The 25,925-nt window shown below is 66.0% G+C and carries 24 protein-coding genes and 3 tRNA genes; 13 read left to right on the top strand and 14 right to left on the bottom strand.

Features of this window, described 5'->3' with window-relative positions:
- Positions 1 to 37: 37 nt before the first annotated feature.
- The 4 genes from CIK75_RS15220 to CIK75_RS15205 all read right to left on the bottom strand — a co-directional run bounded on the left by CIK75_RS15220 (position 38) and on the right by CIK75_RS15205 (position 3,668).
- The gene (locus tag CIK75_RS15220; protein WP_086995081.1) at positions 38 to 1,219 is read right to left on the bottom strand and encodes a globin domain-containing protein; all 1,182 of its coding nucleotides are present in this window, start codon (positions 1,217 to 1,219) and stop codon (positions 38 to 40) included.
- A gap of 88 nt (positions 1,220 to 1,307) precedes the next feature.
- Positions 1,308 to 1,748 carry an Rrf2 family transcriptional regulator gene (locus CIK75_RS15215; protein ID WP_086995077.1) on the bottom strand — a complete coding sequence of 147 codons (441 nt, stop codon included), beginning with the start codon at positions 1,746 to 1,748 and terminating at the stop codon, positions 1,308 to 1,310.
- Between the two features lie 25 nt (positions 1,749 to 1,773).
- Positions 1,774 to 2,256, bottom strand: a complete 483-nt coding sequence (locus tag CIK75_RS15210; RefSeq protein WP_086995074.1) for a hypothetical protein — start codon at positions 2,254 to 2,256, stop codon at positions 1,774 to 1,776.
- Positions 2,253 to 3,668 (bottom strand): phosphomannomutase/phosphoglucomutase, encoded by a 1,416-nt coding sequence (locus CIK75_RS15205; protein ID WP_086995118.1) that lies wholly within the window; start codon positions 3,666 to 3,668, stop codon positions 2,253 to 2,255. The genes CIK75_RS15210 and CIK75_RS15205 overlap by 4 nt, the downstream gene beginning before the upstream one ends.
- 98 nt (positions 3,669 to 3,766) lie before the next feature.
- On the opposite strand from CIK75_RS15205, the gene CIK75_RS15200 reads away from it, so the two are divergent.
- Both CIK75_RS15200 and CIK75_RS15195 read left to right on the top strand, forming a co-directional pair.
- Positions 3,767 to 5,899: a RecQ family ATP-dependent DNA helicase gene (locus tag CIK75_RS15200; RefSeq protein WP_096224581.1), complete on the top strand. Its 2,133-nt coding sequence runs from the start codon at positions 3,767 to 3,769 to the stop codon at positions 5,897 to 5,899.
- A gap of 29 nt (positions 5,900 to 5,928) precedes the next feature.
- Positions 5,929 to 6,918, top strand: coding sequence for a hypothetical protein (locus CIK75_RS15195; protein WP_143413357.1), 990 nt, complete (start codon positions 5,929 to 5,931; stop codon positions 6,916 to 6,918).
- 37 nt (positions 6,919 to 6,955) lie between these two features.
- Here CIK75_RS15195 and CIK75_RS15190 read toward each other — a convergent pair.
- Together CIK75_RS15190 and CIK75_RS15185 are read right to left on the bottom strand one after the other, a co-directional pair.
- Positions 6,956 to 7,044, bottom strand: a tRNA-Ser gene (locus tag CIK75_RS15190).
- Positions 7,045 to 7,105: 61 nt separating this feature from the next.
- Positions 7,106 to 9,223, bottom strand: coding sequence for a prolyl oligopeptidase family serine peptidase (locus CIK75_RS15185; RefSeq protein WP_096224579.1), 2,118 nt, complete (start codon positions 9,221 to 9,223; stop codon positions 7,106 to 7,108).
- A gap of 117 nt (positions 9,224 to 9,340) precedes the next feature.
- Between CIK75_RS15185 and CIK75_RS15180 the strand changes: the two genes are divergently transcribed.
- Entirely contained in the window at positions 9,341 to 11,341 is a 2,001-nt protein-coding gene (locus CIK75_RS15180) for an FAD/NAD(P)-binding protein (RefSeq protein WP_241895499.1), read from the top strand.
- 62 nt (positions 11,342 to 11,403) lie between these two features.
- On the opposite strand, the gene CIK75_RS15175 is transcribed toward CIK75_RS15180, so the two are convergent.
- Positions 11,404 to 11,491 (bottom strand) — tRNA-Ser (locus tag CIK75_RS15175).
- Between the two features lie 134 nt (positions 11,492 to 11,625).
- Between CIK75_RS15175 and CIK75_RS15170 the strand changes: the two genes are divergently transcribed.
- The 4 genes from CIK75_RS15170 to CIK75_RS15155 all read left to right on the top strand — a co-directional run bounded on the left by CIK75_RS15170 (position 11,626) and on the right by CIK75_RS15155 (position 14,611).
- Positions 11,626 to 12,603: an NAD(P)H-quinone oxidoreductase gene (locus tag CIK75_RS15170; protein ID WP_096224586.1), complete on the top strand. Its 978-nt coding sequence runs from the start codon at positions 11,626 to 11,628 to the stop codon at positions 12,601 to 12,603.
- A gap of 52 nt (positions 12,604 to 12,655) precedes the next feature.
- Entirely contained in the window at positions 12,656 to 13,231 is a 576-nt protein-coding gene (locus CIK75_RS15165; protein WP_096224577.1) for a bacterial proteasome activator family protein, read from the top strand.
- A gap of 2 nt (positions 13,232 to 13,233) precedes the next feature.
- Entirely contained in the window at positions 13,234 to 13,689 is a 456-nt protein-coding gene (locus tag CIK75_RS15160) for a hypothetical protein (RefSeq protein WP_086995055.1), read from the top strand.
- Between the two features lie 76 nt (positions 13,690 to 13,765).
- Entirely contained in the window at positions 13,766 to 14,611 is an 846-nt protein-coding gene (locus CIK75_RS15155) for an aldo/keto reductase (RefSeq protein ID WP_086995052.1), read from the top strand.
- 91 nt (positions 14,612 to 14,702) lie between these two features.
- On the opposite strand, the gene CIK75_RS15150 is transcribed toward CIK75_RS15155, so the two are convergent.
- Positions 14,703 to 15,002 carry a DUF4193 family protein gene (locus CIK75_RS15150; RefSeq protein ID WP_086995050.1) on the bottom strand — a complete coding sequence of 100 codons (300 nt, stop codon included), beginning with the start codon at positions 15,000 to 15,002 and terminating at the stop codon, positions 14,703 to 14,705.
- An 817-nt stretch (positions 15,003 to 15,819) separates the two neighbouring features.
- On the opposite strand from CIK75_RS15150, the gene CIK75_RS15140 reads away from it, so the two are divergent.
- Positions 15,820 to 16,176, top strand: coding sequence for a GNAT family N-acetyltransferase (locus tag CIK75_RS15140; RefSeq protein ID WP_086995045.1), 357 nt, complete (start codon positions 15,820 to 15,822; stop codon positions 16,174 to 16,176).
- 88 nt (positions 16,177 to 16,264) lie between these two features.
- Here CIK75_RS15140 and CIK75_RS15135 read toward each other — a convergent pair.
- From CIK75_RS15135 to tmk, 4 genes are all read right to left on the bottom strand, one after another.
- Positions 16,265 to 16,340 (bottom strand) — tRNA-Thr (locus CIK75_RS15135).
- An 84-nt stretch (positions 16,341 to 16,424) separates the two neighbouring features.
- Entirely contained in the window at positions 16,425 to 17,951 is a 1,527-nt protein-coding gene (locus tag CIK75_RS15130; RefSeq protein ID WP_096224576.1) for an alpha/beta hydrolase, read from the bottom strand.
- Positions 17,948 to 19,138, bottom strand: coding sequence for a DNA polymerase III subunit delta' (locus tag CIK75_RS15125; RefSeq protein ID WP_086995039.1), 1,191 nt, complete (start codon positions 19,136 to 19,138; stop codon positions 17,948 to 17,950). The genes CIK75_RS15130 and CIK75_RS15125 overlap by 4 nt, the downstream gene beginning before the upstream one ends.
- Positions 19,135 to 19,788: a dTMP kinase gene (tmk, locus tag CIK75_RS15120; protein WP_086995037.1), complete on the bottom strand. Its 654-nt coding sequence runs from the start codon at positions 19,786 to 19,788 to the stop codon at positions 19,135 to 19,137. The genes CIK75_RS15125 and tmk overlap by 4 nt, the downstream gene beginning before the upstream one ends.
- A 90-nt stretch (positions 19,789 to 19,878) precedes the next feature.
- Here tmk and CIK75_RS15115 point away from each other — a divergent pair, with 90 nt between their 5' ends.
- Complete coding sequence (locus CIK75_RS15115) at positions 19,879 to 21,024, top strand: PLP-dependent transferase (RefSeq protein ID WP_086995034.1); 1,146 nt, start codon at positions 19,879 to 19,881, stop codon at positions 21,022 to 21,024.
- Positions 21,025 to 21,060: 36 nt separating this feature from the next.
- The gene (locus tag CIK75_RS15110) at positions 21,061 to 21,372 is read left to right on the top strand and encodes a DUF2516 family protein (protein ID WP_086995031.1); all 312 of its coding nucleotides are present in this window, start codon (positions 21,061 to 21,063) and stop codon (positions 21,370 to 21,372) included.
- 10 nt (positions 21,373 to 21,382) lie between these two features.
- On the opposite strand, the gene CIK75_RS15105 is transcribed toward CIK75_RS15110, so the two are convergent.
- Positions 21,383 to 22,228: a class I SAM-dependent methyltransferase gene (locus tag CIK75_RS15105; protein ID WP_179204208.1), complete on the bottom strand. Its 846-nt coding sequence runs from the start codon at positions 22,226 to 22,228 to the stop codon at positions 21,383 to 21,385.
- Positions 22,229 to 22,312: 84 nt separating this feature from the next.
- Here CIK75_RS15105 and CIK75_RS15100 point away from each other — a divergent pair, with 84 nt between their 5' ends.
- On the top strand, positions 22,313 to 23,059 hold the full coding sequence (locus CIK75_RS15100; RefSeq protein WP_086995028.1) for a phosphoglyceromutase: 747 nt from the start codon (positions 22,313 to 22,315) through the stop codon (positions 23,057 to 23,059).
- An 83-nt stretch (positions 23,060 to 23,142) separates the two neighbouring features.
- Here the strand turns inward: CIK75_RS15100 and phoU are convergent, their stop codons facing one another.
- Positions 23,143 to 23,802, bottom strand: a complete 660-nt coding sequence (gene phoU / locus CIK75_RS15095; protein WP_086995025.1) for a phosphate signaling complex protein PhoU — start codon at positions 23,800 to 23,802, stop codon at positions 23,143 to 23,145.
- A 179-nt stretch (positions 23,803 to 23,981) separates the two neighbouring features.
- Here phoU and CIK75_RS15090 point away from each other — a divergent pair, with 179 nt between their 5' ends.
- A complete protein-coding gene (locus CIK75_RS15090) occupies positions 23,982 to 25,217 on the top strand; it encodes an ATP-binding protein (protein WP_096224575.1) in 1,236 nt (411 codons plus the stop codon).
- Positions 25,214 to 25,894, top strand: coding sequence for a response regulator transcription factor (locus tag CIK75_RS15085; protein ID WP_096224574.1), 681 nt, complete (start codon positions 25,214 to 25,216; stop codon positions 25,892 to 25,894). Before CIK75_RS15090 ends, CIK75_RS15085 begins: the two co-directional genes overlap by 4 nt.
- The last annotated feature ends 31 nt before the right edge of the window (positions 25,895 to 25,925 follow it).

Below are 25,925 nucleotides of genomic sequence, written 5' to 3'. Positions count from 1 at the left end.
CCGGTGTGCTGCCCCTTCCGGGGCAGCGGGCTCGGGCCTAGGCGGCGAGCCACAGGTCGGGGCCGAAGACCTCGTAGTGGATGTTGGTGGGTGCCACGCCCGCGGCGATCGCCTGGCTGCGCACCGCACGCATGAAGGGCAGCGGGCCACAGAGATACATCCGGGCATCCTCGGGTAGTTCGATGCCCGAGAGATTCATGAACCCCTCGGCGGCCTGCAGGCTCTCGGTGGTTCCGGTGGTGTCTTCGAGCCAGAGACGCATCTCGACATTGGGCAACTGCTCCACGGCGGCGAGCATCTGGTCCTTCAGCGCCCAGTTGGACTCCACGGCCTCGGCGTGCAGGACCAGCACCTGACGGTCCGATCCCGTGGAGACCAGGGACTGCAGGGCCGAAGCACTCGGGGTGCAACCAATACCCGCGGTGGCAATGACGATGGGGCCACCGTCCATGTCCAGGGTGATGTCACCGTAGGGGTTGGACAGTTCCACGACGTCGCCGACCTCGAGGTTGCGGTGCATGAAGGGGGAAACCTCCCCGCCTTCGTCGAGCTTGGTGGTCAGCACCCGCTCGGTGGTGGATTCAACGTTATCCGACAGGGAGTACTGGCGGCACTGGCGCAGACCATCGGCCAGCGGCACGCGGATGCTCACGAACTGGCCGGGCTTGGCCACCGTGACGGCAGTATCGTCGGCCGGCTCGAAACGGAACGTCATGCAATCCAGGCCGGAGGACTGCTTGGAGGTCAGCTTCCACGGGGAGTAGATCCGGTCATTGGCCTGTTCGGCATAGAGGCCCTTCTCGATCTTGACCAGGGCGTCGGCCATCAGCCAATACACCTCGGACCAGGCGGCGACGACCTCGTCGGTGGCCGCGTCGCCCAAATCCTCGGCGATGGCCGCGAAGAGGTAGTCGAAGACGATTTGGTATTGGTCAGGCTGGATACCCAAGGAGGTGTGCTTATGGGCGATCCGGGATAAGACCGATTCGGGCAGCGAATCGGGGTGTTCGACCAGATGCGAGGCGAAGGCGGCGATGCTGCCGGCCAGGGCCTGCTGCTGGGCTCCGTTCTTCTGGTTGGCGCGGCTGAACATGCCGTCCAGGAGTTCAGGACGTGCCGCAAACATCCCGGCGTAGAACTTCTTGGTGATCTCACCGATCCGTTCGCCAATCACGGGAAGTGTCGCCTGGACGACGGGGCGGGACGTTTCTGAGAGCATCGGATCTCCTCGAGGTCGAATTACTTGCGTCTGATCCGCAAGTATTATGAGTCATTTCTACACCTTGTAGAAAACATGGGCAAATCGGTTACGGAAAAGTAGGGAACGGGAGGGTGCGGAGCGCGGGAGACGTGGCAAGATCGCGGATCGGCCAACGGTCCAGCTCCTGGTAGAAGGCCTCCTGGGCCCGGCCCAGCGCCGTACGGAGGCGGCAGCCGGCAATCAGCGGGCAGGCGTCCGCGCCGTCGGCGGTGGTGCATTCGGCGAGGTCGCCCTGCCCCTCGAGGCTGCGCAGCAGCGTGCCGGCGCCCAGCGATAAACCCGAGGGGTTGATCTGCACGCCACCGGTACGGCCACGCTTCACGTCCAGGTGACCCAGCTGGCCGAGCCGGTGCACGGCCTTGGACACCTGGTTATAGGGGATATCGATCGCCTCGGCGATGTCCCGGGTTTTCAGCAGGGTGTCGGGCCGGGAGGCCAGCAACATCAGCAGTCGCAGGCAGACATCCGAGAAGGCGTTGATTCTCATGACATCGCCGCCCGGCCCGCAAGAATCAGGCCCAGATCCTCAAGTCGGCGGCTTCCGGGGCGGGCTCCTCGAAGGTCCATTCGCCACCGTCGGCGGCGGGGGAGGAATACGGCTGAATGATGGCCACCGCGCCACCGAGGCTGTGCTCGGCGAGGGCGTGGACGGCGTCGGATTCTTCCTGCAGGAGGGTCACGTCGGAGACCAGGGCCACGGCGACGAAGTTCTCGCGCTGCCCGATCAGCAAGGTGACCAGGTCATCCATCATGACCTCGGCGTCGACATCCGCCTCGGGATCCTCTTCGTTCTCATCCGGCTGGACGGCCAGTAGTCGCAACTCGCCTTCTGCGTCGCCGTCGGGCTCCAGGCCAATGGCGAAGGGCAGGAAGACACCATTGGTTTCGAGCTGCTCGCGGGCGACGCCCAGGGCGGTGCCAAGCACCTTATTCAGGTCCTGGTGGGCTGCCTCACCGAGTTCGGCCAGCCGGTTTTCCGTGGGGTTCTCGCTCATGCATTGCTCCTGACAAGGGTGAGGACGGCGTCGCGGACGCGTTCCATGGTCGTGGTGTCTACGGCTTCCCCGTTATAGCGGAGGAAGGGTTCGGTGTTGGAAGGGCGCAGGTTGAACCAGAAGGATCCATCCGTGGCCTTCACCGTGGTGCCGTCCAGCCTATCGACGACGGTGTCCTGCGTCGAAAAGTGTTCCAGGACGCGGGCCACTGCCGCCTCCTTGTCCTCGACCTCGGAGTTGATCTCCCCCGAGGAGAAGTAGGGCTCGTATTCGGCGGCCAGATCGCCCAGGGGGCGGTCCTGGGACCCCAAGGCGGCCAGCACATGCATCGCGGCGAGCATGCCGGTGTCGGCATTATAGAAATCACGGAAGTAATAGTGGGCGCTGTGCTCGCCGCCGAAGACGGCGCCCTCTGCGGCCATCACCGCCTTGATGAAGGAGTGCCCCACCCGGGTGACCACCGGCCGACCGCCGTCGTGCTCCACCAGTTCGGGCACCGCGCGGGAGGTGATCAGGTTGTGGATGATGACCGGGGTCTGCTCACCGGCAGCCTTCGCCCGGGCAATCTCGCGGCGGGCCACCAACGCGGTGACGGCCGACGGGGAAACCGGCAGACCCGCCTCGTCGATGACGAAGCAGCGGTCCGCGTCGCCGTCGAAGGCCAGACCGAGGTCGGCGCCGTGTTCAACCACGGCGGCCTGCAGATCCTTGAGGTTTTCCGGCTCCAGCGGGTTCGCCGGGTGGTTGGGGAAGGTGCCGTCCAGCTCGAAGTACATCGGCACGATCTCCAGCGGAAGCCCCGGCAACAGATCATCGCCCAAGACCGCGGGGGTGGTCATCCCTGACATGCCGTTGGCGGCATCGACGACGACCTTCAACGGGCGGATCCCCGACAGGTCCACCAGCGATCTGAGGTAGGTGGCGTAGTCCTCCAACACGTCCCGGGTACTGATCTCGCCCTGGGGGACGTCCCCGGAAACCGGGAGGCCCTCCTCCAGGTAGGTCTGGGCCAGGTCGCGGATGTCATAGAGCCCGGTATCGGAGGAGACCGGCACGGCGCCGGCCTTCGCCATTTTCATGCCGTTATAGGCGGCCGGGTTGTGACTGGCGGTGAAGACGACGCCGGCCGCGTCCAGATGACCGCAGGCAAAGTAGAGCTCGTCGGTGGAGATCAGTCCCAACAGGCAGACATCGGCCCCGCGGTAGGAGGCCCCCCGGGCGAAGGCCGCACTGAAGGCGGGGGAGGAGGGGCGCATGTCGCCGCCGACCAGAACCTGTTTCCCGGCCAGGGACAGGATGTCGACGAAGGCGGCGCCGACGGCCTCGACGATCTCCTCGTTAATGGTTTCGCCGACGATGCCGCGGACGTCGTAGGCCTTGAAGGAAAGGGAAAGATCAATCTCGCTGCTCACGGGTTCGAGCTTAGCTGTTCGGGGCGTGTCCACGCGATGATCCACCGACTTCACCCGGCCGGTGCCCAACCGTGGGTCCTCGCTGGGATACTGGGGCCATGGTTGAAACGCGGAACGCACAATTACACGAAGACGCCACGACGGTCCTGCGCCGGCTGGTCGGAAACGACGGGGCTGAATTCCATGACGGCCAGTTCGAAGCGATCGAGGCGTTGGTCGAAGGGGGCCGCCGGGCCCTGGTGGTCCAGCGCACCGGTTGGGGCAAATCCGCCGTGTATTTCGTGGCCAGCCTGCTGCTGCGCGCCCGTGGTTCGGGGCCGACACTGATCGTCTCCCCGCTGCTGGCCCTCATGCGCGACCAGGTCGCCGCAGCGGCCCGTGCCGGGGTGCGGGCCGAAGCCATCAACTCGGCCAACGCCGTGCAATGGCAGGAGATCATCGCCAAGCTCGAGGCCGACGAGGTGGACGTTCTGCTGGTCTCGCCCGAACGACTGAATAATCCTTCCTTCCGCGAACAGCAGCTGCCCGAACTGATCCGCAGAATGGGCTTGCTGGTAATCGACGAAGCCCACTGCATTTCCGACTGGGGGCATGACTTCCGCCCCGACTACCGGCGGATCAGGGACCTCATCGGCGCCCTGCCGGGAAATGTTCCGGTGCTGGCCACCACGGCGACCGCCAACGAGCGGGTGGTCCACGACGTGCAGGAACAGTTGGCCGTGGGCGGGGCCGAGGTCTTCACCCTGCGCGGACCATTGGCCCGCAAATCGCTGCGGCTCGGTGTCCTGCGGCTGCCGAGCCCGCGTTCCCAGCTGGCCTGGTTATTGACCCACCTGGACGACCTGCCCGGCAGCGGCATCATCTACACCCTGACGGTTTCGGCGGCCGAGGACATCACCCGGCTGCTCCGTGAAGCAGGGCACGAGGTGCGTTCCTATACCGGGCGGACCGACCCCGAAGAGCGGGCGGCGTCCGAACAGGCGCTGAAGGAGAACCGGGTCAAGGCCCTGATCGCCACCAGTGCGCTGGGGATGGGCTTCGATAAACCCGACCTCGGCTTCGTCGTCCACGTCGGGGCCCCCAGCTCGCCGGTCGCCTACTACCAGCAGGTGGGGCGTGCCGGCCGTGGAACCGATAACGCCGACGTGCTGTTGCTGCCGGGCACCGAGGACCGCGAAATCTGGAGGTACTTCGCCACCTCCTCCATGCCCGACGAGGAAAGGGCTCACGCGGTCCTCTCCGAACTGGAAGCTGCCGGAACGGCGGTTTCGGTCCCGGCCCTGGAAGCCCGGGTGAACCTGCGACGCTCCCCGCTGGAACTGCTGCTGAAGGTTTTGGCCGTGGACGGGGCCGTGGAACGGGTCGCCGGCGGGTGGGCGCGCACCCGCGAACCCTGGTCCTACGATGCCGCCAGGTATGCGCGGGTCGCCGCGGCCCGCGTCGACGAACAGAATTCGATGCTGGAATACGAGCGCACCACCGGTTGCCGGATGGAGTTCCTCTCCCGTGTGCTGGACGATCCGGCAGCGGCACCGTGCGGGCGCTGCGATAACTGTGCCGGCCCCTGGTATCAGGACACGATCGGCGATGAGGCCCGCGACAGGTCCCAAGCGGCCCTCGGACGGGTGGGCGTCCAGGTCGACCCCCGGGCCATGTGGCCCGGCGGGATGGACCGCCTGGGTGTCCCGCTGAAGGGCAAGATCAAATCCGCTGACCAGGCCCGCACCGGTCGGGCCCTGGCCCGACTCACCGACCTGGGCTGGGGAGCCCGGCTCCGGACCCTGCTCTCGACCCCCGTCGACGAGGCCCCCGACGCCCCCATCGAGGAGGCGATGCTCCGGGCCTGCGTGCAGGTGCTCTCCGAATGGGATTGGGCCGAACGCCCGGCAGCAGTGGTGAGCCTGCCCTCACGCACCCGCGGTGAACTGGTGGGCTCCTTCGCCCGGGGGATCGCAGGAATTGGCCGGCTTCCCTACCTCGGGGCATTGGACTACCCGCATGGCGGACCCCGGGGAGCTTCGGGAGGTAATAGCGCCTTCCGGCTCGCCGCCGTCTGGGGGCAGTTCGCCGTGGGAGCCGACCTGGCCGAGAAACTGGCGTCCCTGGACGGCCCGGTCCTGCTGATCGACGATTACGTCGACAGCCGGTGGACCCTCACCGAGGCCACCCGGGTGCTCCGAGAAGCCGGGGCCGACGCCGTCCTGCCTTTCGTCCTGGCGGTCTCTGCCTAGACAGTGGACCCACGCCCTAGACTTGGGGCATGGAGACGTTGTTATGGGTTGTGGTCCCGCTACTGGTGTTGGCTGCCGTGTGGTGGTGGGTGGCGCGGCTGCGTCGGAAGACCACCGCGGAGGTGAACGGTTCCGTCGGGCCCGCATCGGCCCGGGAGGCCGCCGGGCAGTTGGGCGCCGAAGCCCACCGTGCCGTGTACCGTCAGCTCGCCCAAGGGAACTTCATGGGCGCCGTGCAGGCCTACCGCTCGGCCACCGGTGTGGGGGTCAAGGCCAGCATCATTGCCGTGCGCAGCCTCGAAGCCCACCCGCAGGTCCACCAGGATCGGGGCTCGTTCGCCCAGACACAGGAACCGGTGCAGGACACCCGGCCGCCGGCGGAAGCCACGGGCAGCGAAGCATCCGCAGCTGCTCCCGGGGAACCGGGCGCCGACCCGGCGGCCGGGGGCGACGTGGCAGGGGCCGGGCCCACCGAACCCACGGCCGAGGCTGCCGACCCGTCAGGTCCCGCGGCGCAGGCGAATCTGGACGATTTCACCATTCCTGAGGAATGGGCCGAAAAATTCGGGAGCGGGGCCAGCCGCAAAACCTCCAATTTCCGGATCTCCGCGGAGGAAGACGGCGTCAAACGGGAGTTCGGTACCGATGAACTGCCCCCTGCCGAGTTTGACCAGTTCCAGTCGCTGCTGCGTGACCACGATCTTGACGGTGCGGCAGACCTGCTGGCCAAATTCTCGGGCCTGGACCGGGATTCCATCAGGGAACTTCTCGATACGGCGCCGGTCGATGGCAACCCGGCATCGATGTCGGAAGATATTGCCGACTTCAGCTTCGAGGGAGACGGCCCCGAAGGACACGTGCAATTCAGCGCCAGCGACCTCCCGGGGGAGGACAGGACCCGCTTCTTGGGGTTCGTCCGTGCCGGGGAGCTCGGGCAGGCCGCGGAGATCGTCCACCGGCATACGGGCCTTCCCGCCGAGATGGTCGAACAACTGCTGACGGCCTTCGGGAAAAAATAGGCACAAAAAAACCCCTACCTGAGTAGGGGTTTTTCAGCGGAGACGGGGGGATTTGAACCCCCGGTCGAGTATAACCCCGACCCTTCATTAGCAGTGAAGTCCATTCGGCCGCTCTGGCACGTCTCCAGCGCTGCCGTGGCAGCCCCCCAAGACTACCGAACAGTGCCCCCCAAATTCAAAATGCCCCTCAGCTCACGGCCCGCCACAGAAATTCGTAGCTGGTTGCCAGCATCTGGGCACTCTGCCGGTTATCCGATGCCCCGGCATGGCCGCCCTCCAACGACTCGCGGTACCAGATCCCCGGAACCTGCGCGTCGAGCATCTTCGCCGCCATCTTGCGGGCCTGCACCGGCCCGACCCGGTCGTCGCTGGTCGCGCTCCAGAAAAGAGTGGTGGGGAAGGTCTTCCCCGCAGCCAGGGCCGCATCGAGCAGATGGTAGGGGGAGAACCCGGCGATGAATTCCCAGTCCTCGGCAACATCCGGGTCGCCATATTCGGCAATCCACGAGTGTCCTGCCGACAGCCGCGTATAACGGCGCATGTCCAGGAGGGGAACACCGCAGGAGATCGCACCGAAGAGTTCCGGATAAACGGTGAGCATATTACCGACCAGCAAACCGCCGTTGCTGCGTCCGGTGGCTGCCAGATGTTCGGGGCGGGTCACCCCGCGGTGCACCAGATCCCTGGCGATGGCTGCGAAGTCCTCATACGCCCGCGGCCGGTTCTCCCGCAAGGCCGCCCGATGCCAGGCGGGACCGTATTCGCCACCGCCACGAATATTGGTCAGCACATAGACTCCGTTCCTGCCGGAGGTGGATTCCCGGCGGAGCCAGGCACGGCCCACCACCCCGGAGTACGACGGCGTCAGACTGGTTTCGAATCCGCCGTAACCGTTCATCAACACCGGGTTGGCCCCATCAAGGGCCAGATCCTTCGGTCCGACCTGGAAGTAGGGGACCGCCGTCCCGTCGTCGCTGGTCGCGAAATGCTGCTGGACCTCCAAACCCGTGGCGTCGAAGCGGGCGGGGGAGGATTTGATCGGTTGCGGGGCTCCCGCCCCGATGGTCCCGCGGGAGAGGGTGGCCGGGCTCAGGAACCCTGTGGAGACCAACCAAAAGTCATTGGCCGTCTCCGGGTCCTCATCGTCGACCGGCCCGATGGATAGGTCTTGGTGTTCCTCCCCACCCACCTCGAGCCGACGCACTTGCCAGCCGTCGGCAGGATCTGCCACCAGGATCCGTGAGGAGACGTGATGCAGCACGGTCAGCAGCAGATGGTCGGCGGTGAAGGAGGAGGACTGCAACGACGTGTCGGCGTCCGGGGTGAAGACCACGGTCACGGTGCGCTCCCCGGAAAGGAAGGCGTCCAGGTCGGCCACGGCCAGACAACCGGAAGGCAGGGTCCGGGTGCCCAGTTCCCACTCTTGCTGCGGACTGAACATCAGCCATTGGCGGTGCAGGCCGACCCGCACGTGGGTGGGGACCTCGACCGGCACCCACTGCCCCTCCCGCAGAATCGAGGTGGAAGTGTTGAAGAAGTCGACGACGTCGGTGGCGGTGACATGCCGGTATCCAGGGGTCTGGTCGACCGAAACCTGAGCCATCACATGGGAGGCTTCGATGGCGAAGACCTCGGGCGCTTGCCCCGGGTCCATCCCGCGGTGAACCCGGCGGACGGTGCGGGCATACCCCGAACGGGTCAAGGAGCCGGGGCCGAAGTCGGTGGCCACGTACCAGGCGTCGGGACCGTCCCAGCTGACCTGGCTCTTCCCGGCCGGCAGCGAGAAACCGTCGGGGACAAAACGTGCCGCCTGCAGATCGAATTCGCGCACCGCCACCGCGTCCCCGCCATCGGGGGAGAGGCGCAGGAGGGCACGGAGGTAGTCCCCGCCCTCCGGGGGGCGCAACAGGGCGGCCCCGGCGAAGACCCAGTCGGTGCCCTCCGCCGCTGCCAGGGCATCGACGTCGAGCAGGATCTGCCAGTCGGGGTCCTCGCCGGCGTAGGACTGCCAGGTGGTCCGCCGCCACAGGCCCTTCGGATGGGAGGCGTCACGCCAGAAGTTGTAGTAATACCTGCCGCGTTTGGTGGCCATCGGGATGCGGTCCTGGGCATCGAGGACCGACAGGACCGAGGATTCCAGCGACCGGTACGCCTCATCGTGCAGCATGTCCTCGGTCGCTGCATTGCGTTTCCTCACCCAGTCCACGGCTGCTGCCCCGTGGATATCCTCCAACCAGGAGAAGTTGTCGTCGGGATCGGAATCGGTGGTCGGCCCCGTCAACGGGGCTGCAGAGGTGCTGTCCATGGGGCTCAGTCTACGAGTGGCCCGGTGGCCGGGCGGTACGCTGGGAACCCTCGGCCCTCTGCGGAACGGCGGGGAAGCAGGCGGGGTACCCGCATGGTCCAAGCGAAGGAGCAGCACGTGGCAGCACCCCCGTTCACCCTGGTGATCGTCGGTTCCGGACCTCGCGGGACCTCGACCCTGGAACGGGTGTTGGCCCGGCTTGAAGCGGCCGATCAGGTCCGGGATCCCGAGGGCTCCCGTCCTGCCCGGAGGCTGGAAATTACCGTCGTCGACCCCTGCGAACCCGGGCCGGGCCATGTCTGGGCTCCCGAGCAGCCGCGGTACTACCTGATGAACACTCCGGCGCTCTACCCCACGGTCGCCCCGGCGCGGGGGCTAGGGAACAACGCGGGGCTGACCTTCGAGGAATTCAGGGTCGGCGGTGGAGACGGTGCCGACCTCGATGCTGTGGAACGGGCCGAATTGGCTGAATTGGCGGCCAACGGCTTCCCCAGCCGGGCGATCTACGGCAGCTATCTCCGCCACGTGTTCTCCCGGGTACGCGACCGGCTCGAAGCGCATCCTGCCGTCGCCTCCTTCACCGTGGTGCGTGCCGAAGCCACCTGTCTCCGCCGCGAAGCCAACGGCTACCGCCTGAGCCTGGAGCGGAAAACGGGGCAGGGGCCCGCCGTGCCCGACCTGGTGGCCGAAGCCGTCGTGCTGGCCGTCGGACACGTTCCGGCGCATGCGAACCCGCTGCAGCGTACCGCCGGGGAACGCGCCACCGCCGTCGGACTGCACTACCAGGGACCCAACGTCCCCGCCGACGTTGATTGGGGGATCTACCCGGCCGGGGAGCCGGTGTTGGTGCGCGGGCTCGGGTTGAACTTCTTCGACGCCATGACCGCGATGACCGTCGGCCGCGGCGGTTGTTTCGTCTCCACCGGAAAGGGGCCGGGCCATGCCCTCGAGTACCGGGGCACTGGCCGCGAACCCTTGCTGCACGCAGCCTCCCGCCGGGGGGCTCCCTACCGGGCCAAGGCCTGCATCGATTCCTTCCTGCCGGCCTCGGTTTCCCTGCGTCACCTGACCTTCGACGCCGTCCATGCCCTCGCCGCCGACGGCGCCCCGGGTGAACCCCGCGGCAAGGTCGGGTTCAACGCCCATATCTGGCCGCTGCTCCACCGCGATGTGCTCCACACCTACTACGCCACCCTGGCCCGCGTCTCACCCGAACTCTTCGAGGAACCCGGGACCTTCCTGGCGGAACTGGACGATATCCTCGACGCCCCGCACGTCCATGGCCAGGAAGTCTGGCGCACCGTGGCCCGTGAACTCGTCGAACGGGCGGCCCCCGAGGCCAGATGGCTCGATGTTGCCGGGCTGGGGCACCCCTTCGCCGACCGCGGATTCGTCGGACATTCCGCCTACCAGGGGGCGGTGCTGCAATACCTGGAACATGATGCGGAATCCTCGGCCCGGGGGGAGGATGACCCGTTGAAGATGGCGATCGGCGCACTGAACGCCGGCCGCGGCATCGTCAAACGCCTCGTGGCCGAGGGGATGCTCGATGATGCCAGCCGGCTCGATGAGCTCGGCCGCTGGTTCGAGCCCCTCGTCGAAGGACTGGCCAGCGGGCCGCCCCTGCAGCGGATCGAGGAACTAGCGGCGCTGGCGCGCGCCGGCATCGTGCAGTTCGTCGGCCCCGATCCGGTGTTCTCGCTCGACGAGGAGGCGGCATGTTTTGCCGCATCCTCGCCCTGGGTGCAGGACGAGCCGGTCACCGCCCAGTACATGTTCGAGGCGATGATGCCCGCCAACCGGGTCGCCCAAACCGCCTCCCCGCTCCTGGAGCAGTTGTGGGCCGATGGGCTGGCACGCCCCCGGCTGATGCTCAACCCCGAAGGTGAGGGAGTGTATGGCTCGGGATTCGACGTCGTCGGACAGCCGTACCGGCTCGTCGACGCCGCGGGAATCGCGCACCGTGGGATCTTCGTGCTGGGTCTGCAACTCTCCAGCGTGCAGTGGGGCACCGCGATCGCCGCGGAAGCCGGGGCCGGCTTCGCCGACGGCGCCCGCACCCTGGGGGATGCGGACGCCGTGGCCTCGGAAGTCCTCAGGATGGCCGCCCGAATCTGAGGTTTCGGGTTAACGGCAACAGGGAAGCGGGCCCGTGATGGACCCGCTTCCCTGTCTGAACGCGGAAGGTAAGGGATTTGAACCCTTGGTGCGGGGTTACCGCACACTGGTTTTCAAGACCAGCTCCATAGGCCGCTCGGACAACCTTCCAGACACGAGAACTATACGCGAGCAGCCCCGGGCAGGAAAACCGTGGGCGATAGGCTCGGTGGTGGACGCCGTTTTTCGTGATTGAAGGGACCCTTGTTTTGAGCCCGAACACCGCAGCCGATCTGCCCACCACCATGCGCGCCGTGGAGTATTCCGGGCCAGGAGGCAGTGAGGTCATCCGCATCGCCGAGCGCCCGGTCCCGGTACCCGGGCCCGGAGAAGTCCTCATTCGGGTGGCAGCGGCAGGACTGAACCGCGCCGACGTGGCCCAACGTCAGGGAAACTATCCACCACCCGAAGGGGCCTCCGATGTCCCCGGTCTCGAGGTCTCGGGAACCATCGCCGCCTGTGGTCCCGGTGTCAACGGGTACGACGACGATGAGCCGGTCTGTGCGCTGCTCGCCGGTGGCGGATACGCCGAATATGTTGCGGTTGCTGCCGTGCAGGTCCTCCCGGTCCCGCGGGGCGTGGGATTGGTCGAAGCCGCGGCTCTTCCGGAGGTGGCCAGCACCGTGTGGTCGAACCTCTTCATGGAGGCCGGGCTGTCCGCGGGGGAGTGGGCCTTGATCCACGGTGGGGCCGGAGGCATCGGGACGATGGCCACGCAATTGGCCACCGCCTACGGTGCCCGGGTGGTCGTCACTGCCGGTAGCGACGAGAAGATCGAATATTGCCGTGGATTCGGTGCCGTGGACGGGATCAACTACCGCGAGGAAGATTTCGTTGAACGGATGCGGGCCATCAGCGCTGGACACGGGGCCGACGTCGTCCTGGACATCATGGGGGCGAAATACCTGAAACAGAACCTGGAAGTGCTCGCCCCCGATGGCCGGTTGGTGATCATCGCCCTGCAGGGTGGTGCGAAAGCCGAGATCAGCCTGGCCCGGCTGATGACCCGGCGACTGCGCGTCATCGGGACCACCTTGCGCGCCCGCAGCCTCGAGGCCAAGGGCCGGGTCGTCGACGGGGTACGCGCCGGGGTCTGGCCCGCTGTGGAGGCAGGGACGGTCCGCCCGGTGGTGGAGAAGACCTTCCCCTTGGCCGAAGCAGCTGCCGCGCACGACTACTTCGACTCCGGCGAACACCGCGGCAAGATCCTGCTGACCAGCTAAAGCGATGCGAGGGGCCGGGGCGGGCCGGCCCGCATCATGGCAAGATGGAAGCATGAACGAACACGATAAGCCGCAGTCGCCGGCCCTCCCGGGCGACGGGGCCGGGGCCGACGCTGCCCCGTCACCCTTCAGGATCCAGGGGTTGGTTGAAGAACCGGCGAAGGTCATGCGCATCGGTTCGATGATCAAGCAACTCCTCGAAGAGGTCAGGACGGCCCCGCTCGACGACGGGGCCAGGGCCACCTTGGCGGATATCCACGAACGTTCGGTCTCCGAACTCGAATCCGGACTCTCCCCGGAACTGGTCGGGGAGCTGCGCCGGATCAGGTTGCCCTTCACCGAGGACCAGACCCCCTCCGAAGCCGAATTGCGGATCGCCCAGGCCCAACTGGTCGGCTGGCTGGAAGGTGTTTTCCACGGAATCCAGACGGCGCTTGCCGCCCAGCAGCTGGCCAGCGAACAGTTGGCCCGGCGGATCCAGTTACGTGAACTGCCTCCGGGGACCCCGGTGGCCCCCGGCATCGTGATCAACGACCGGGGAGAGCCCGAACGGGTGGCGCCGGGCCGGCCTGCCCCGGACAGGGCGCCAGCCGAGGACAACGACGGCGGACCGGGACAGTACCTCTGAACATGGGGTGGGTTTCACGGATGCGCGGTGCCCGCCGCGACGACAAAGATTTGGGCGATGGTGTCTGGCGTCGGGCCAACGACCGTTTCGGGCGTGGACTGGACCGGTTCCACCAGGTCCTCGAGGGGATCGAAGCCGATGACCTGCACAACGCTTTGGTGATGATTGCCAACCACCTGGCCGAGCTGCAGCCACGGGTGCGCGCCGTGTGCATGGCAGCGCAAGCCCAACGGCCCAGCAGCGGGCAAGATATTCCGGGAAGCCACGCGGCGGTTCACCGGGCCCTGTCCAAGGCGGCCAACGATCTGGCCGCAGCGGCACAAGCAGCCGCGATGTCTCGGCTGGATGGGGAACGCTGGGGGTATAACTCGGCGGGGCTGGAGAATGTGGCCTTCCGCGCCGATCTGGTCGTCGACGGGGTCCGCCTCGCCGAACAAGCGCTCGCCGACGCGGGCTGAACGCGGGGCGTTCGCCGAACGCGGAGAGCGGGCATCGGCTTCCTTCGTACACCGAGGGCGGTGGCAGGATAGCTGGATGACCACCTACGAATCACCTCAACTGACGTTCAACGATGGCAGGACCATCCCCCAGCTCGGCTACGGAGTCTGGAAGGTGAAGGATGACGTCGCCGAGAAGGTCGTTTCCTTGGCCTTCGACGCCGGATACCGTCACGTGGACACCGCACGGATCTACGGGAACGAAGCAGGCGTGGGCCGCGCCGTTGCCGCCTCGGGCCTCGAACGGTCAGACCTGTTCGTTACCACCAAGGTCTGGAATGCAGACCAGGGCTACCAGCAGACCCTCGACGCCTTCGACGCGTCCATGGAACGGATGGGGATGGAGTTCATCGACCTCTTCCTCATCCACTGGCTGCAGCCGAAACAGGGCAAGCACGTGGAAACGTGGAAGGCGCTGATCGAACTGCAGAAGTCCGGCCGCGTGGGTTCCATCGGCGTCTGCAACTTCACCGCCGAGGCACTGGCAGAGCTTGAGGAAGCCACCGGGATCGTTCCGGCCATCCACCAGGTGGAAACCCACCCGTTCTTCCCGCAGACCGCCCTGCGCGAGTACGAGGCCTCCCGGGGCATCCTCCACCAGTCATGGTCCCCGCTGGGTCAGGGCTCGGAGCTGCTCGGGAACCAGGTGCTGACCGATATCGCCGCCAAGCATGGCGCCACCCCCGCCCAGGTCGTCATTGCCTGGCATCTGGCGCTCGGGCTCGTGGTGATCCCCAAGTCGGAGACCCCCGCCCGGATCGTGGAGAACTGGGAGTCCCTGGGTGTGACGCTGGATGACGAGGACATCGCAGCGATCAACGGATTGGATCGCGGGGAGGAAGGGCGCATCGGCCCGGACCCCGCAGTTAGTGACTTCGAGTAAGCCGTCGGATTCACCCCCGATACAGCGAAGGACCCGTCACCGCTAGGTGACGGGTCCTTCGCTGTGCAAGGCAATGACTAGTCGGTGGTGATCAGCCGTCGCATTCGCGGCAAATCTTCACGCCGTTCTTTTCGCGGGAGAGCTGTGAGCGGTAGCGCACCAGGAAGCACTCACCGCAGGTGAATTCGTCCTGACCCTGTGGCCGGACCTGGACAACGAGCTCGTCGTCAATGATGGCTCCGGGCAATTCGCCGCCATCCAGCGGCTCATCCTCGTCCAATTGCTCGACGGCAGTCTTCTGGTTCGGCGCGTCCATCGCCTTGACCTGCTTGAGGGTTTCTTCGCTTCGTTCAGCGACATCGGGGCGGACTTCGTCGTAGTCGACAGCCATGCGGGTACTCCTGGTAATTCGTGTGGTGGGAAGCGACATATTAGGCCAACATCGGGCTCAAAGCCAATCGATTTTTTGAAAGGTGTTTCAACTCACCATTGCCGGCGCCGAAAGGCCGGGGCAGTCCACGGCCCATGATGTTTGAGGGGGTGCCCTTTTCGATGCCAACGGTTGGTGGCAGCAGGGGCGCATGGAACGGTATTTGTGGGTCTTGAAGTCCGCCGTGCTCGCAAGAAGCATCTGAAAAACTCCCGACGAGGTGCATCAGAGAATGTCAGCGACGCCGGTGCCCGAGGGGCTACCTCATCAGCGTCGGATAAGGCCCGGGGCAGGGCCTACGTCGTCGAGGAGGCCCTCGCCATGGTCGGTGGGGAGCTGGCCCGTGTCGCTCACGAGGAAGCAGAAACGCTCAAGGACGAACGCCTGGCGGGTGCACGTGACGGAAAATCCAGTGGACCGGATGCTTCTGGATTCCCCGATCCGCAGGGCGGTGATGGAGGCAGGGCGCGATCCCATCAAAGAACACCAGCGGGGTGAAACGCGACGATCGTTGGGTGCTTCGTGCCGCGAGCCGGTGGTTACTCGCGCCGAGGAGGATGGGGCCCTTGGAGTCGTCGCATCCCCAGCAGATCTTCACATCGTTCTTCTCACGGGACAGCTGTGAACGGTAACGCATCAGGAAGCACTCGCCAGACGTGAACCCGGCCTGTGCCTAGGGGCGGACCGTGATGCTGGAACACCAAGGAGCGCGGGCCCGGACCGCCAGCATCATGGCCCATGCTCTTGCGCAGATGCCATAACCTGCCACGATGTAGGGATGACGAACATCAGCATCCGCTGGGTCGGCGACCCACCAACAGCATCATCGGGCTGGTTAGCGGCTTTCACCGAAGACGGTACGAACGTCGGGGAAGCCAGCTACCGGAGCTGGGAAGAGGATTCCCGACTGACCTATCTGGGCGACTTCATCGTCGACCCCGAGTACCGCAAACACGGTATCGCCAAGGACATGATGTGTACCGTGTTCGACCATCTGGGCCGGGAACGGCAATACATCGTCTCGCTCACCGGCAACTTGGGCAGGATGTTCATGGAGGCCGTGGCCAGCGAGAAGGATGCACCGAAAATCTTCGAACTCCACGAGGACGGCACCACCTACCGCCCCATGAACTAGGCAGGGCTCAGGGGATTCGTGCGGTCATCAAGCGCACGAAAAAACGCCATTTCCTTGTGTGTTCACGGGAAATGGCGTTTCTTCGTGGTGGAGCCCCCTGCCAGAATCGAACTGGCGACCTTTTCATTACGAGTGAAACGCTCTACCAACTGAGCTAAGGAGGCACGGCGACCTCAGGGGCCACCAGCCGATAGTTTATAGGAGCATTTCACCAGCGGTCAAAACGGGTGCTGTCGCCGAGCCCATCCCTAGCACTTCAACCCGTCCTTCGGAACGGTCGAGTCCAGGAAATAGTCGTCGACGGCGTTGCCGATGCATTCGTTGCTCCGCCCATAGGCGGTGTGCCCGCGACCGTCGAAGGTCACCAGCACCGAGGACTCGAGCTGCTGATTCAGGGCCTGGGACCAGGGGTAGGGGGTCGCCGGGTCGCCGGTGGTGCCGATGATGACGATCGGGGCAGCACCGGGTGCCGAGACCGGGGCCGGCTGACCGGTGGGTTTGAACTTCCAGTCCTTGCAGGCCAGCCCTTCGAAGGCCAGATACTTGCCGATCGTCGGGGATGCCTTCTCGAGTTTTTTCTCGTCTTGACGTTGTCCATCGAGGCTCGTATCCACCTGATAATCCAGGCAGTTGATCGCCGTGAACGCGGCCTCGGCATTGTCGTTATAGGAGCCGTCCTCGTTGCGGTTGGCGCTCATATCCGCCAACTCGAGCATCGGCGTGGGGTTCCCGGCAAAGGCCGCGTTCAGCGCGTCGGTCAGCTGCGGCCAGTAACCGTCGTCGTAGAAGGCCATCAGGAATCCACTGACGAAGTCGGTGATGCCGACCTCTCGGCCGTCCTCGGCGGTCAGCGGGGCCTGTTCAACGGAGTCGAAGAGATCCCGGAGCTGATCGCGGGCCTGATCGACGTCACCGTCGAAGGGGCAGTCCTGGCTTTGGAGGCAATCCTCGAGATAGTCGGTGATTGCCTTCTCGAAGCCTTCGGCCTGGCCCAAGGTGACGTCCTCGTTGCTCAGAGAAGGGTCCATCGCCCCATCGAGCACCATGTGTCCGATGTGGGAGGGGAACAGGTCGGCATAGGTGGCGCCGAGCTTCGTGCCGTAGGAGAAGCCCAAATAATCCAGCCGCGGGGCGTCACTGACGGCCCGAAGGATGTCCATGTCCTTCGCGGAACTCACCGTGTCGACATGGCCCAGGGAGGCACCGGAGCGTTCGGCACACTCTGCGGCGTAGTCTTTGCCCTCCTGCTCGAGCTTCTTCAACCCGGCCTTCGTGTCGGGATCGATGTCCCGGGTGCGGTCGGCGTCGCGCTGGGCGTCGGTCCGGCAGCTCACCGGCGCCGACCGGCTGACCCCCCGGGGATCGAAGCCCAGCAGGTCATAGCCGGAGCGCAGATCATCGGAGAAAACCAGTGTCCCGGCATCCCTGACCAGGTCGACGCCCGAACCTCCGGGGCCGCCGGGATTGACCAAGAGGGTTCCCTGCTTCTTCTTGCTGGCGCCGAGTTTGATGACGGAGAGATCGATGGATTTCTTCTCCGGTTGTTCGTAGTCCAACGGGACCTTCACCTCGGCGCATTCGAACTGTGTTGAACAGCTCGTCCACTCCACGCTCTGGGAATAGTACTTCGCCAGGTCCGCGGGAGCCGAAGGCATGGGGGCCTCTGATGCCGGTGCCCCCGCATCATCGGAGGGTTGGCCGCTGCAGGCGGTCAGGAGCACTAACGAGGCGGCCGCAGCGGCCGCCCAGCGCAGCCGTCGTCGGAGGGGGATCATGCGGTGGTGTCTCCTTGGTTCCTAGCCGGCAGTAGCCCGGCCATCATGGCCTCCATGGCCAGCAATGGTTGGACGTTGGCGGTGATGCGTCGGCGGGCTTCGGAAATGTAGTCGATCCGGGCCAACGTTTGTTCTGCTGTGGTGCGGTGGGCCACCGTGGCGAGTTCGCGAGCCAGATAGTCATTGACCAGCTCGCTGCCGGTGGCCAGCTGCAAGGTCAGCACGTCACGGTAGAACGTGGTCAGGTCAATCAATGCCCGGTCCAGCGAGTCGTTGACACCGCGTTTGGCCCGACGTTTATTGAGTTCCTCAAGTGCCTTGAATTGGCTGCGCAGCTGCGGTGGGATCGGGGAATCGGAGTCCAAACCCAGGGATTCGCGGAGAGCGGCGGTATCGGCCGTCGCACGGGCCTCCGCCGAGGCGGTGGACTCCTCGGTGGAGAGCTTGACCAGATCTCCGGCAGCAACCACCGCATCGGACACCGACTGGAGGCGCAGGGGCAGCTTCACCGTCCGATCCCGCCGGAGACGGGCTCCCTCGTCGCGGGCCAGCCGACGGGCAATGCCGATATGGCTTTGGGATACCCGGGCGGCGAAATCGGCTTGTTCGGCCGTCAGCCCGTCGCGGCGGACCAGCAGTTCGGCCACCGCCTCACGGGAGGGAACCCCGAGGGAGATGGGCCGGCAACGCGAACGGATCGTCACCAACACGTCTGCCGGGCTCGGGGCGCACAGGATCCAGACGGTATGCGGTGGGGGCTCCTCGATCGACTTGAGCAGGACGTTGGTGGTCCGCTCGGTCATCCGGTCGGCGTCCTCGACGATGATGACCCGCCATTTACCGGCCGATGGCCGGTCCTGGGCCCGGGTGATCAGCTCACGGACATCCACGATCTGGTAGGTGACCTTCTCGGTGGCGATCAATGAGACGTCGGGGTGGGTTCCCGCCATGACGGTGCGGCAGGCATGGCACTGCCCGCAGCCGCGGTCCTGCGGATCGGGGGCATCGCATTGCAGGGCAGCGGCAAAGGCGCGGGCAGCATTCGAACGACCCGACCCCGGGGGGCCCGTGAACAGCCAGGCATGCGCGGGAGCACCCAGGGTGGCTGCCCGTTGGAGGGCGTCGATGGCCGCGTCCTGACCCGGCAGGTCGGCCCAGACCCCGGTCAGCTCGACGGCGGCGCTCATGAGGAGGCCCCGGCGGCCTGGATCGCGGTCTCCACGGCGGAGGCAATCCGGGCTTCCAGGTCCTCAACTTCCAGGGAAGCATCAAGCACCAGATAGGTGCCGTCGTCGTTCCTCGCGCGGTCCAGGAAGGCCTGCCGGATGCGGGCATGGAAATCGTCGGGCTCGGATTCGAGCCGGTCCTCGGCCCCGTGGCCCTGCGTGCGACGGAGCCGACCAGAAAGTGGGTCGACGTCGAGCAGGATGGTCAGATCGGGGCGGAGTCCGTCCGTGGCCCAACGGTTCAGCCGCAGCACTTCCTCGGTCCCCAGTCCGCGTCCCACCCCTTGGTAGGCGACCGAGGAATCAATGAAGCGATCGCAAATGATGGTGGTCCCGCGGGCCAGCGCCGGAAGGATGAGCTGCTCGACATGGGCGGCACGGGCCGCGGCGAACATCAAGGCTTCGGTGCGGGCATCGACCTGGCCGCGGCCGTGGTCGAGCACCAGGGAGCGCAGTTCCTCACCGATGACGGTGCCTCCGGGTTCGCGGGTGCGGAGGACCTCGCGTCCAGCGTCCTGGAGCCGACGGGCCAACAGGGCAGCCTGGGTGGATTTGCCGGCACCATCGCCGCCTTCGAAGACGACGAACAGGGCCCCGGGCGCGCGCTGCATTTCATTCACCCGGTAAGCCTATCGGCCCCGGGCCGGTAATACGCGGTCGCGACTTCGAGGCTGCCCGACGCGGCGGTCTACGATGCTGACATGTCCTCTTCACACCCGCACGATCTTGCCCCGGATACCGTCGTCGTTGCCGCAGGACGACCCGCGCGCGAGCCCGATGCCCCCGTGAATCCACCGATCGTGCTCTCTTCCACCTTCGTGGGCACCGGCACCCCGGGGCAGGGGGAGCGAACCTACGGACGATTCTCCAACCCGACCTGGGACCCCCTGGAAGAGGCCTTGGCCCAACTGGAGTCCTCCCCGCTGCCCGGGTTGGTCTTCGCCTCGGGGATGGCTGCGGTGGCCGCGGCCATGTCGTTGCTGCCCCAGAACGGGACCATCGTCATCCCCCGGCATAGCTACAACGGCTCCCTTTCGTTGGTGGCCGACCTGCAGTCCCGCATCGGAATCCAGGTGCGTCTGGCCGATATTGCTGACACCGAGGCCACCCTGGCCCTGCTCGACGGCGCCGATATGCTCTGGCTCGAAAGCCCCACCAACCCGATGCTCGAGGTCGCCGATGTGGCGGCACTGGCCGCCGGTGCCCGTGCCGCCTCGGTGCTGTGCGTCGTGGACAACACCTTCTCCACACCCCTCTTGCAGCGCCCGCTGGAACTCGGTGCCGACGTCGTGGTGCATTCGGCGACCAAATACATGGGCGGGCATTCCGACGTCGTTCTGGGGGCGATCCTCACCGGCGATGCCGAGCTGCGGGACAAGCTCCACGCCTACCGGTCGCTCCATGGGGCGATCGCTGGGCCCTTCGAAACCTGGTTGACGCTGCGCGGATTGCGGACCATGGCGCTGCGCGTCGAACGGGCCCAGGCCAACGCCGGTGAACTGGCCCGCCGGCTGGACGCCCACCCCGCCGTGGAAGCCGTCAGGTACCCCGGGTTGGCAACGGACCCCGGGCACGCCCGGGCGGCGGCCCAGATGGAAGGATTCGGTTCCATCCTGTGCATCACCGTGGCCGGGGGAGAGGTAGCCGCCGAAGCGGTCCTGGCGGCACTGCGGTTGTGGACCCCTGCCACGAGCCTGGGCGGCGTCGAATCCCTGGCCGAACGCCGGCGGCGCCATCCGGGGGAACCGGAATCCGTTCCGGAGCATCTGATTCGGCTCAGTGCGGGGATCGAGAACGTCGAGGATCTGTGGAACGATCTGCGCGCCGCGCTGGAGAGCACACGCTAAAGACTGATCGGGCTCCGGTCGCCTAGACTGTCGGATGTGGTTACCGCATTGTTGTTTGAGATCTACCTCTTCAAGGCCCTGAGCCTGGTCGCGCTCGTGCTCGGCCTCTGGGCCTTCATCGATGCCGCCCGCCGTCCGGCGCAGAACTACCAGCGTGAGAATAAGCGGACCAAGGGTTTCTGGATGGGGCTCACCGGCGTGGCCGCCGTCTTCTGCGTCTTCAGTTTCCTCGCCGGCGGTGGTGCAGGATTCCTGCAACTGATCGCCGCCTGCGTCAGCTGCGTCTACCTCGCCGATGTCCGGCCCGCCGTTGGTGGCAAGGGCACCCCGGGGTACTACAACTACTAGGCCCCGGCTCCTAGAGAGCCAGCGACCCCGTCCGCGGGGCCACGCACGCCCAATCCACGGTCAATTCGCCCAAACGCCACCGTGAGGGCCCATCACGGACCGGCCACCCCGCGGCCCGCAAGGCCCGGCACATGGCCATCCAGCGCTGCCGCTGCCCGAAGGTGGCCAAGGGGGCTGCCGCCAGCCACGCAGCATCGGCGGCCGCCAAGAAATCGTGGACCCGTTCGCCGGGATGGTTGCGGTGGATCAGCGCCTTCGGTAGCCGTTCGGCAACCTCGCTGGGTCGTTGAACGGCGCCGAAGCGGATCGAGATGCTCAAGGTCAGTGGGCCCTCGGGGGAGACCCCCACCCAGGTGCTGACCCGGCCGATTTCATCGCAGGTCCCCTCGATGAGCAGACCCGCAGGGTCCAGGCGGGCGGCCAACGAGGACCAGATCGCCGCCACATCCTCTTCGTTATATTGGCGCAAGACGTTGAAGGCCCGGATCAGGAGGGGATTGCGGTCCGTGGGGATCTCGAAACCTCCGACGGTGAAGGACAGGCCCTCGACCTCCAGGAGCTTCGCTGCCAGAACCCTGCCGGGATCGATTTCCAGTCCGACGACGGCCACCCGCGGGTTCACGACACGCAGACGCTGGAAATACTCGACAGCGGTGCGCGGTGAAGCCCCGTACCCCAAATCCACGCAGATCGGTGGTGCCCCGGTGACATCGGGGCGGAGCCTGAAGTTCTGGGTTCCGGTCATCCAACGATCCACCCGGCGCATCCTGTTCGGACTCGTCGTCCCGCGGGTGGGGTTGCCCAAGGGGCGTCCGGCCTGGTGCCGGCCGCTGAGCCTTCGAGACTTTTGCACCACGAAAAAAATATAAACCTCCGGAAGGGTCCTTCATGACCAGATACCGGTGAAAGTAACCGACTTCACGCCCGATAGGATGGGACCATGACGCACACCCTGATCCTGCTCCGCCACGGGCAGAGCGAATGGAACGAAAAGAACCTCTTCACCGGCTGGTACGACGTGCCGCTGACCGAGAAGGGCCGCACGGAGGCCATCCGCGGGGGTGAGCTCCTCACCGAAGCAGGTCTCACCCCTGACGTGCTGCATACCTCGCTGCTCAAGCGCGCGATCATCACGGCCAACCTTGCCCTCGAAGCCGCCGATCTCTCCTGGCTGCCGGTCCGTCGTGACTGGCGCCTGAACGAGCGCCACTACGGCGCGCTGCAGGGCAAGGACAAGGCCCAGACCCTGGCCGAGTACGGCGAGGAGCAGTTCATGAAATGGCGCCGCTCCTACGACACGCCGCCGCCGCCGTTGGACGATGACTCGGAGTTCTCCCAAATCGGGGACCCCCGCTACGCCGACCTCGGCAATGAGGCGCCGCGTACCGAATGCCTCAAGGACGTGCTCGAACGGATGCTGCCCTACTGGGAGGGTGCCATTCGTCCCGATCTGGAGGCTGGCAAGACGGTTTTGGTCACCGCGCACGGCAACTCGCTGCGGGCCATGGTCAAACACCTGGACGGTATTTCGGATGAGGATATCGCCGGGTTGAACATCCCCACGGGCATCCCGCTGGTCTACGAACTGGATGAGGACTTCAAGCCGGTGACCCCCGGCGGCCGCTACCTGGACGCCGCCGCCGCTGCCGACGCCATTCAGGCCGTCGCGAACCAGGGCCGCAAATAGCCGTCCCTTGAACGAGCTGCAGAAAAAGACCGGGGCCGGTCCGCGTTGCTACGCGGACCGGCCCCGGTCGTGTCAGGGGTGGGTTAAAGCGCCCCGCTGCCGGGCTCCCATTCACCGGTGACCAGGTAGTTGACCTTGCGGGCCACCGAGACCCCGTGGTCGCCATACCGTTCCAGATAACGACTGGTCAGGGTCACATCGGCGGTGCGGGGCCCCGATTCGTTCCAGTCAGGGCCGGCCACCGTCTTGAAGACGCTGGCGTGCAGATCGTCGATCCGGGCATTGAGCGCAACAATTTCCCGGGCGATTTCCAGATCCCGTGTTTCGAGCAAGGTGATCAGCTTCCGGGCAATCTGGACGTCGAGCCCGGCCATTTCCGCGAAGACGGGGGCCACCGATGCCGGTGCCACGGTGACCGGAAAACGGAGTCGAGCGAGCTGGGCGATATGACGGGCCAGATCGCCCATCCGTTCCAGGGAGGCGCTCATCCGCAGCGACCCGACGATCATGCGCAGATCCGAAGCCACCGGACCCTGCAGGGCCAAGACGTCGATGGCCCGCTCATCGAGCTGTGTCTGCATGAAGTCCACCCGCGCGTCGGCGGCAATCACCTCCTGGGCCACCTCCGTATCCGCCTCCGCATACGCGGTGTGGGCGCGTTCCATGGCATCCGCCACGAGTCCGGCCATCTGGGTCAGTTCCTCGCCGATCGTTAGGAGTTCCGCCTGGAAGACCTTGCGCATGAGGGTGTCCTTTCATCATGGTGTTCCCCCACGTTCAGGCAGGGGACGGGCACTGTAGTCATCAAGACTGCCACCCCAACGTTAACCTCCGGGCCTTCGCGTATGAACATTCGGTGAATGGCTGCCCGAGCCCACCGAAGCAGACAGGAACCAATCAGTGGCACGGCTAGGCTGGAACCGTGGATGATGCACTGGTCATAGTGGTCGCCGGGCTCGTGGGGCTGGCGCTGGGCGTTGTAGGGCTGTTGGCCTACCGTTACAGCCAGCTTCAGCGCGAGGCCGTCACCGACGTCGGAGAGCCGACATTGCCCGACGGCGCCGCGGAGATCCTCTCCGTCGTCGGACGGGCCTTCGTCGTGGTCGACGACATCGACGGGGTCGTTCGGGCCAACCCGGCAGCCTATGCCTACGGCCTGGTGCGCGGACACACGGTGGTCCACGCGGAACTGCTGGCACTGGCCCGCAGGGTACGTTCCGACGGGGTCATCGAAGAACGCCAGTTCGAGCTGCCCTTGGGCCCGCTGGGCCAGGGAACCATCGTGGTGCATGTGCGGGTCGCCCCGCTGGGTGAGGAATACATCCTGCTGCTGGCCGATGACCGGACGGAGATCACCCGTACCGAAGCGATCCGCAACGACTTCGTCGCCAACGTCTCCCACGAGTTGAAGACCCCCGTCGGGGCCATCCAGCTGCTCTCCGAGGCCATCGATGGTGCCGCGGATGACGAAGTGGCGGTGAGACGTTTTTCCACCCGACTCGACAAGGAAGCCCACCGGCTGGCGGCCCTGGTGCAGGACATCATCGAACTCTCCCGATTGCAGGGCACCGATGTTGTCCTGCAGGGCCAACCGGTGGACGTGAACCGGATCGTCGCCGAAGCCGTGGACCGCAACCGGCTCACCGCCGAAGGCAAGGCCATCACGATCACCGTCGGCGGCCACACCCAGGACCGGATCTTCGGGGAGCGGGACCTGCTGATGACCGCGTTCCGCAACCTCATCGACAACGCCATCCGCTATTCGCCCGAGGGGACCAACGTCGGGGTCGGCGTGCGCTCACGCGACGGGCTCGTTCAAGTGTCGGTCACCGATCAGGGCCCAGGGATCGCCCCCGAAGAACAGGAACGCATCTTTGAGCGCTTCTACCGCGTCGATGCCGCCCGATCGCGCCAGACCGGCGGTACCGGCCTGGGTTTGAGTATCGTCAAACACGTTATTTCCAATCACGGCGGCGAAGTCACCCTGTGGTCCCGACCGGGGCAAGGCTCCACCTTCACGGTGCGCATGCCACGGCACGAAGACGCCCACGGGGCAGCACGAGACCCGGGCCAGGCCCGGGAAACGGAGATTGCCACCGACCATCCCTCCGGCGGCGCGAACGCGCACCGGCCACGTACAGAAGGAGACCCAATTTGACCCGCATCCTGGTGGTCGAAGACGAGGAGTCGCTGAGCGACCCGCTGGAATACCTGCTGACCAAAGAAGGCTTCGAGATTCAGGTCGTCGACAACGGGCTCGAGGCCGTCATCGAGTTCGACCGCAACGGGGCAGATCTGGTCCTGCTGGACCTCATGCTCCCCGGGCAATCCGGTACCGAGGTCTGCCGGCAGTTGCGCCAGCGCTCGTCGGTACCGGTGATCATGCTGACGGCCAAGGACTCGGAAATCGACAAAGTCGTGGGCTTGGAAATCGGTGCCGACGACTATGTGACCAAGCCCTACTCGGCGCGGGAACTGATCGCCAGGATCCGGGCGGTGCTGCGCCGCCAGGGCGAACCCGAGGAACTGATTGCCTCCACGGTCCAGGCCGGTCCGGTCCGCATGGACGTGGAACGCCATACGGTCAGCGTGCACGGTGAGGCGGTGTCGTTCCCGCTGAAGGAATTCGAACTGTTGGAGATGCTGTTGCGCAATGCCGGGCGGGTCCTCACCCGCGGTCAGCTGATCGACAGGGTGTGGGGTTCGGATTACGTCGGGGACACCAAGACCTTGGATGTGCACGTCAAACGGCTGCGCTCAAAGATCGAGCCGGATCCCGGGGCACCCGTGCATCTGGTGACCGTGCGCGGCCTGGGCTACAAATTCGAGTCCTGAACTCCCAGCGGATGACCCCGGTGTGATGGGG

This window comes from Glutamicibacter sp. BW78 (genome assembly GCF_002332245.1).
Taxonomy (GTDB): Bacteria; Actinomycetota; Actinomycetes; order Actinomycetales; family Micrococcaceae; genus Arthrobacter_H; species Arthrobacter_H rhombi_A.
Note: the sequence above shows the minus strand (reverse complement) of the source record. Positions and strands in the feature narration are given on the sequence as shown.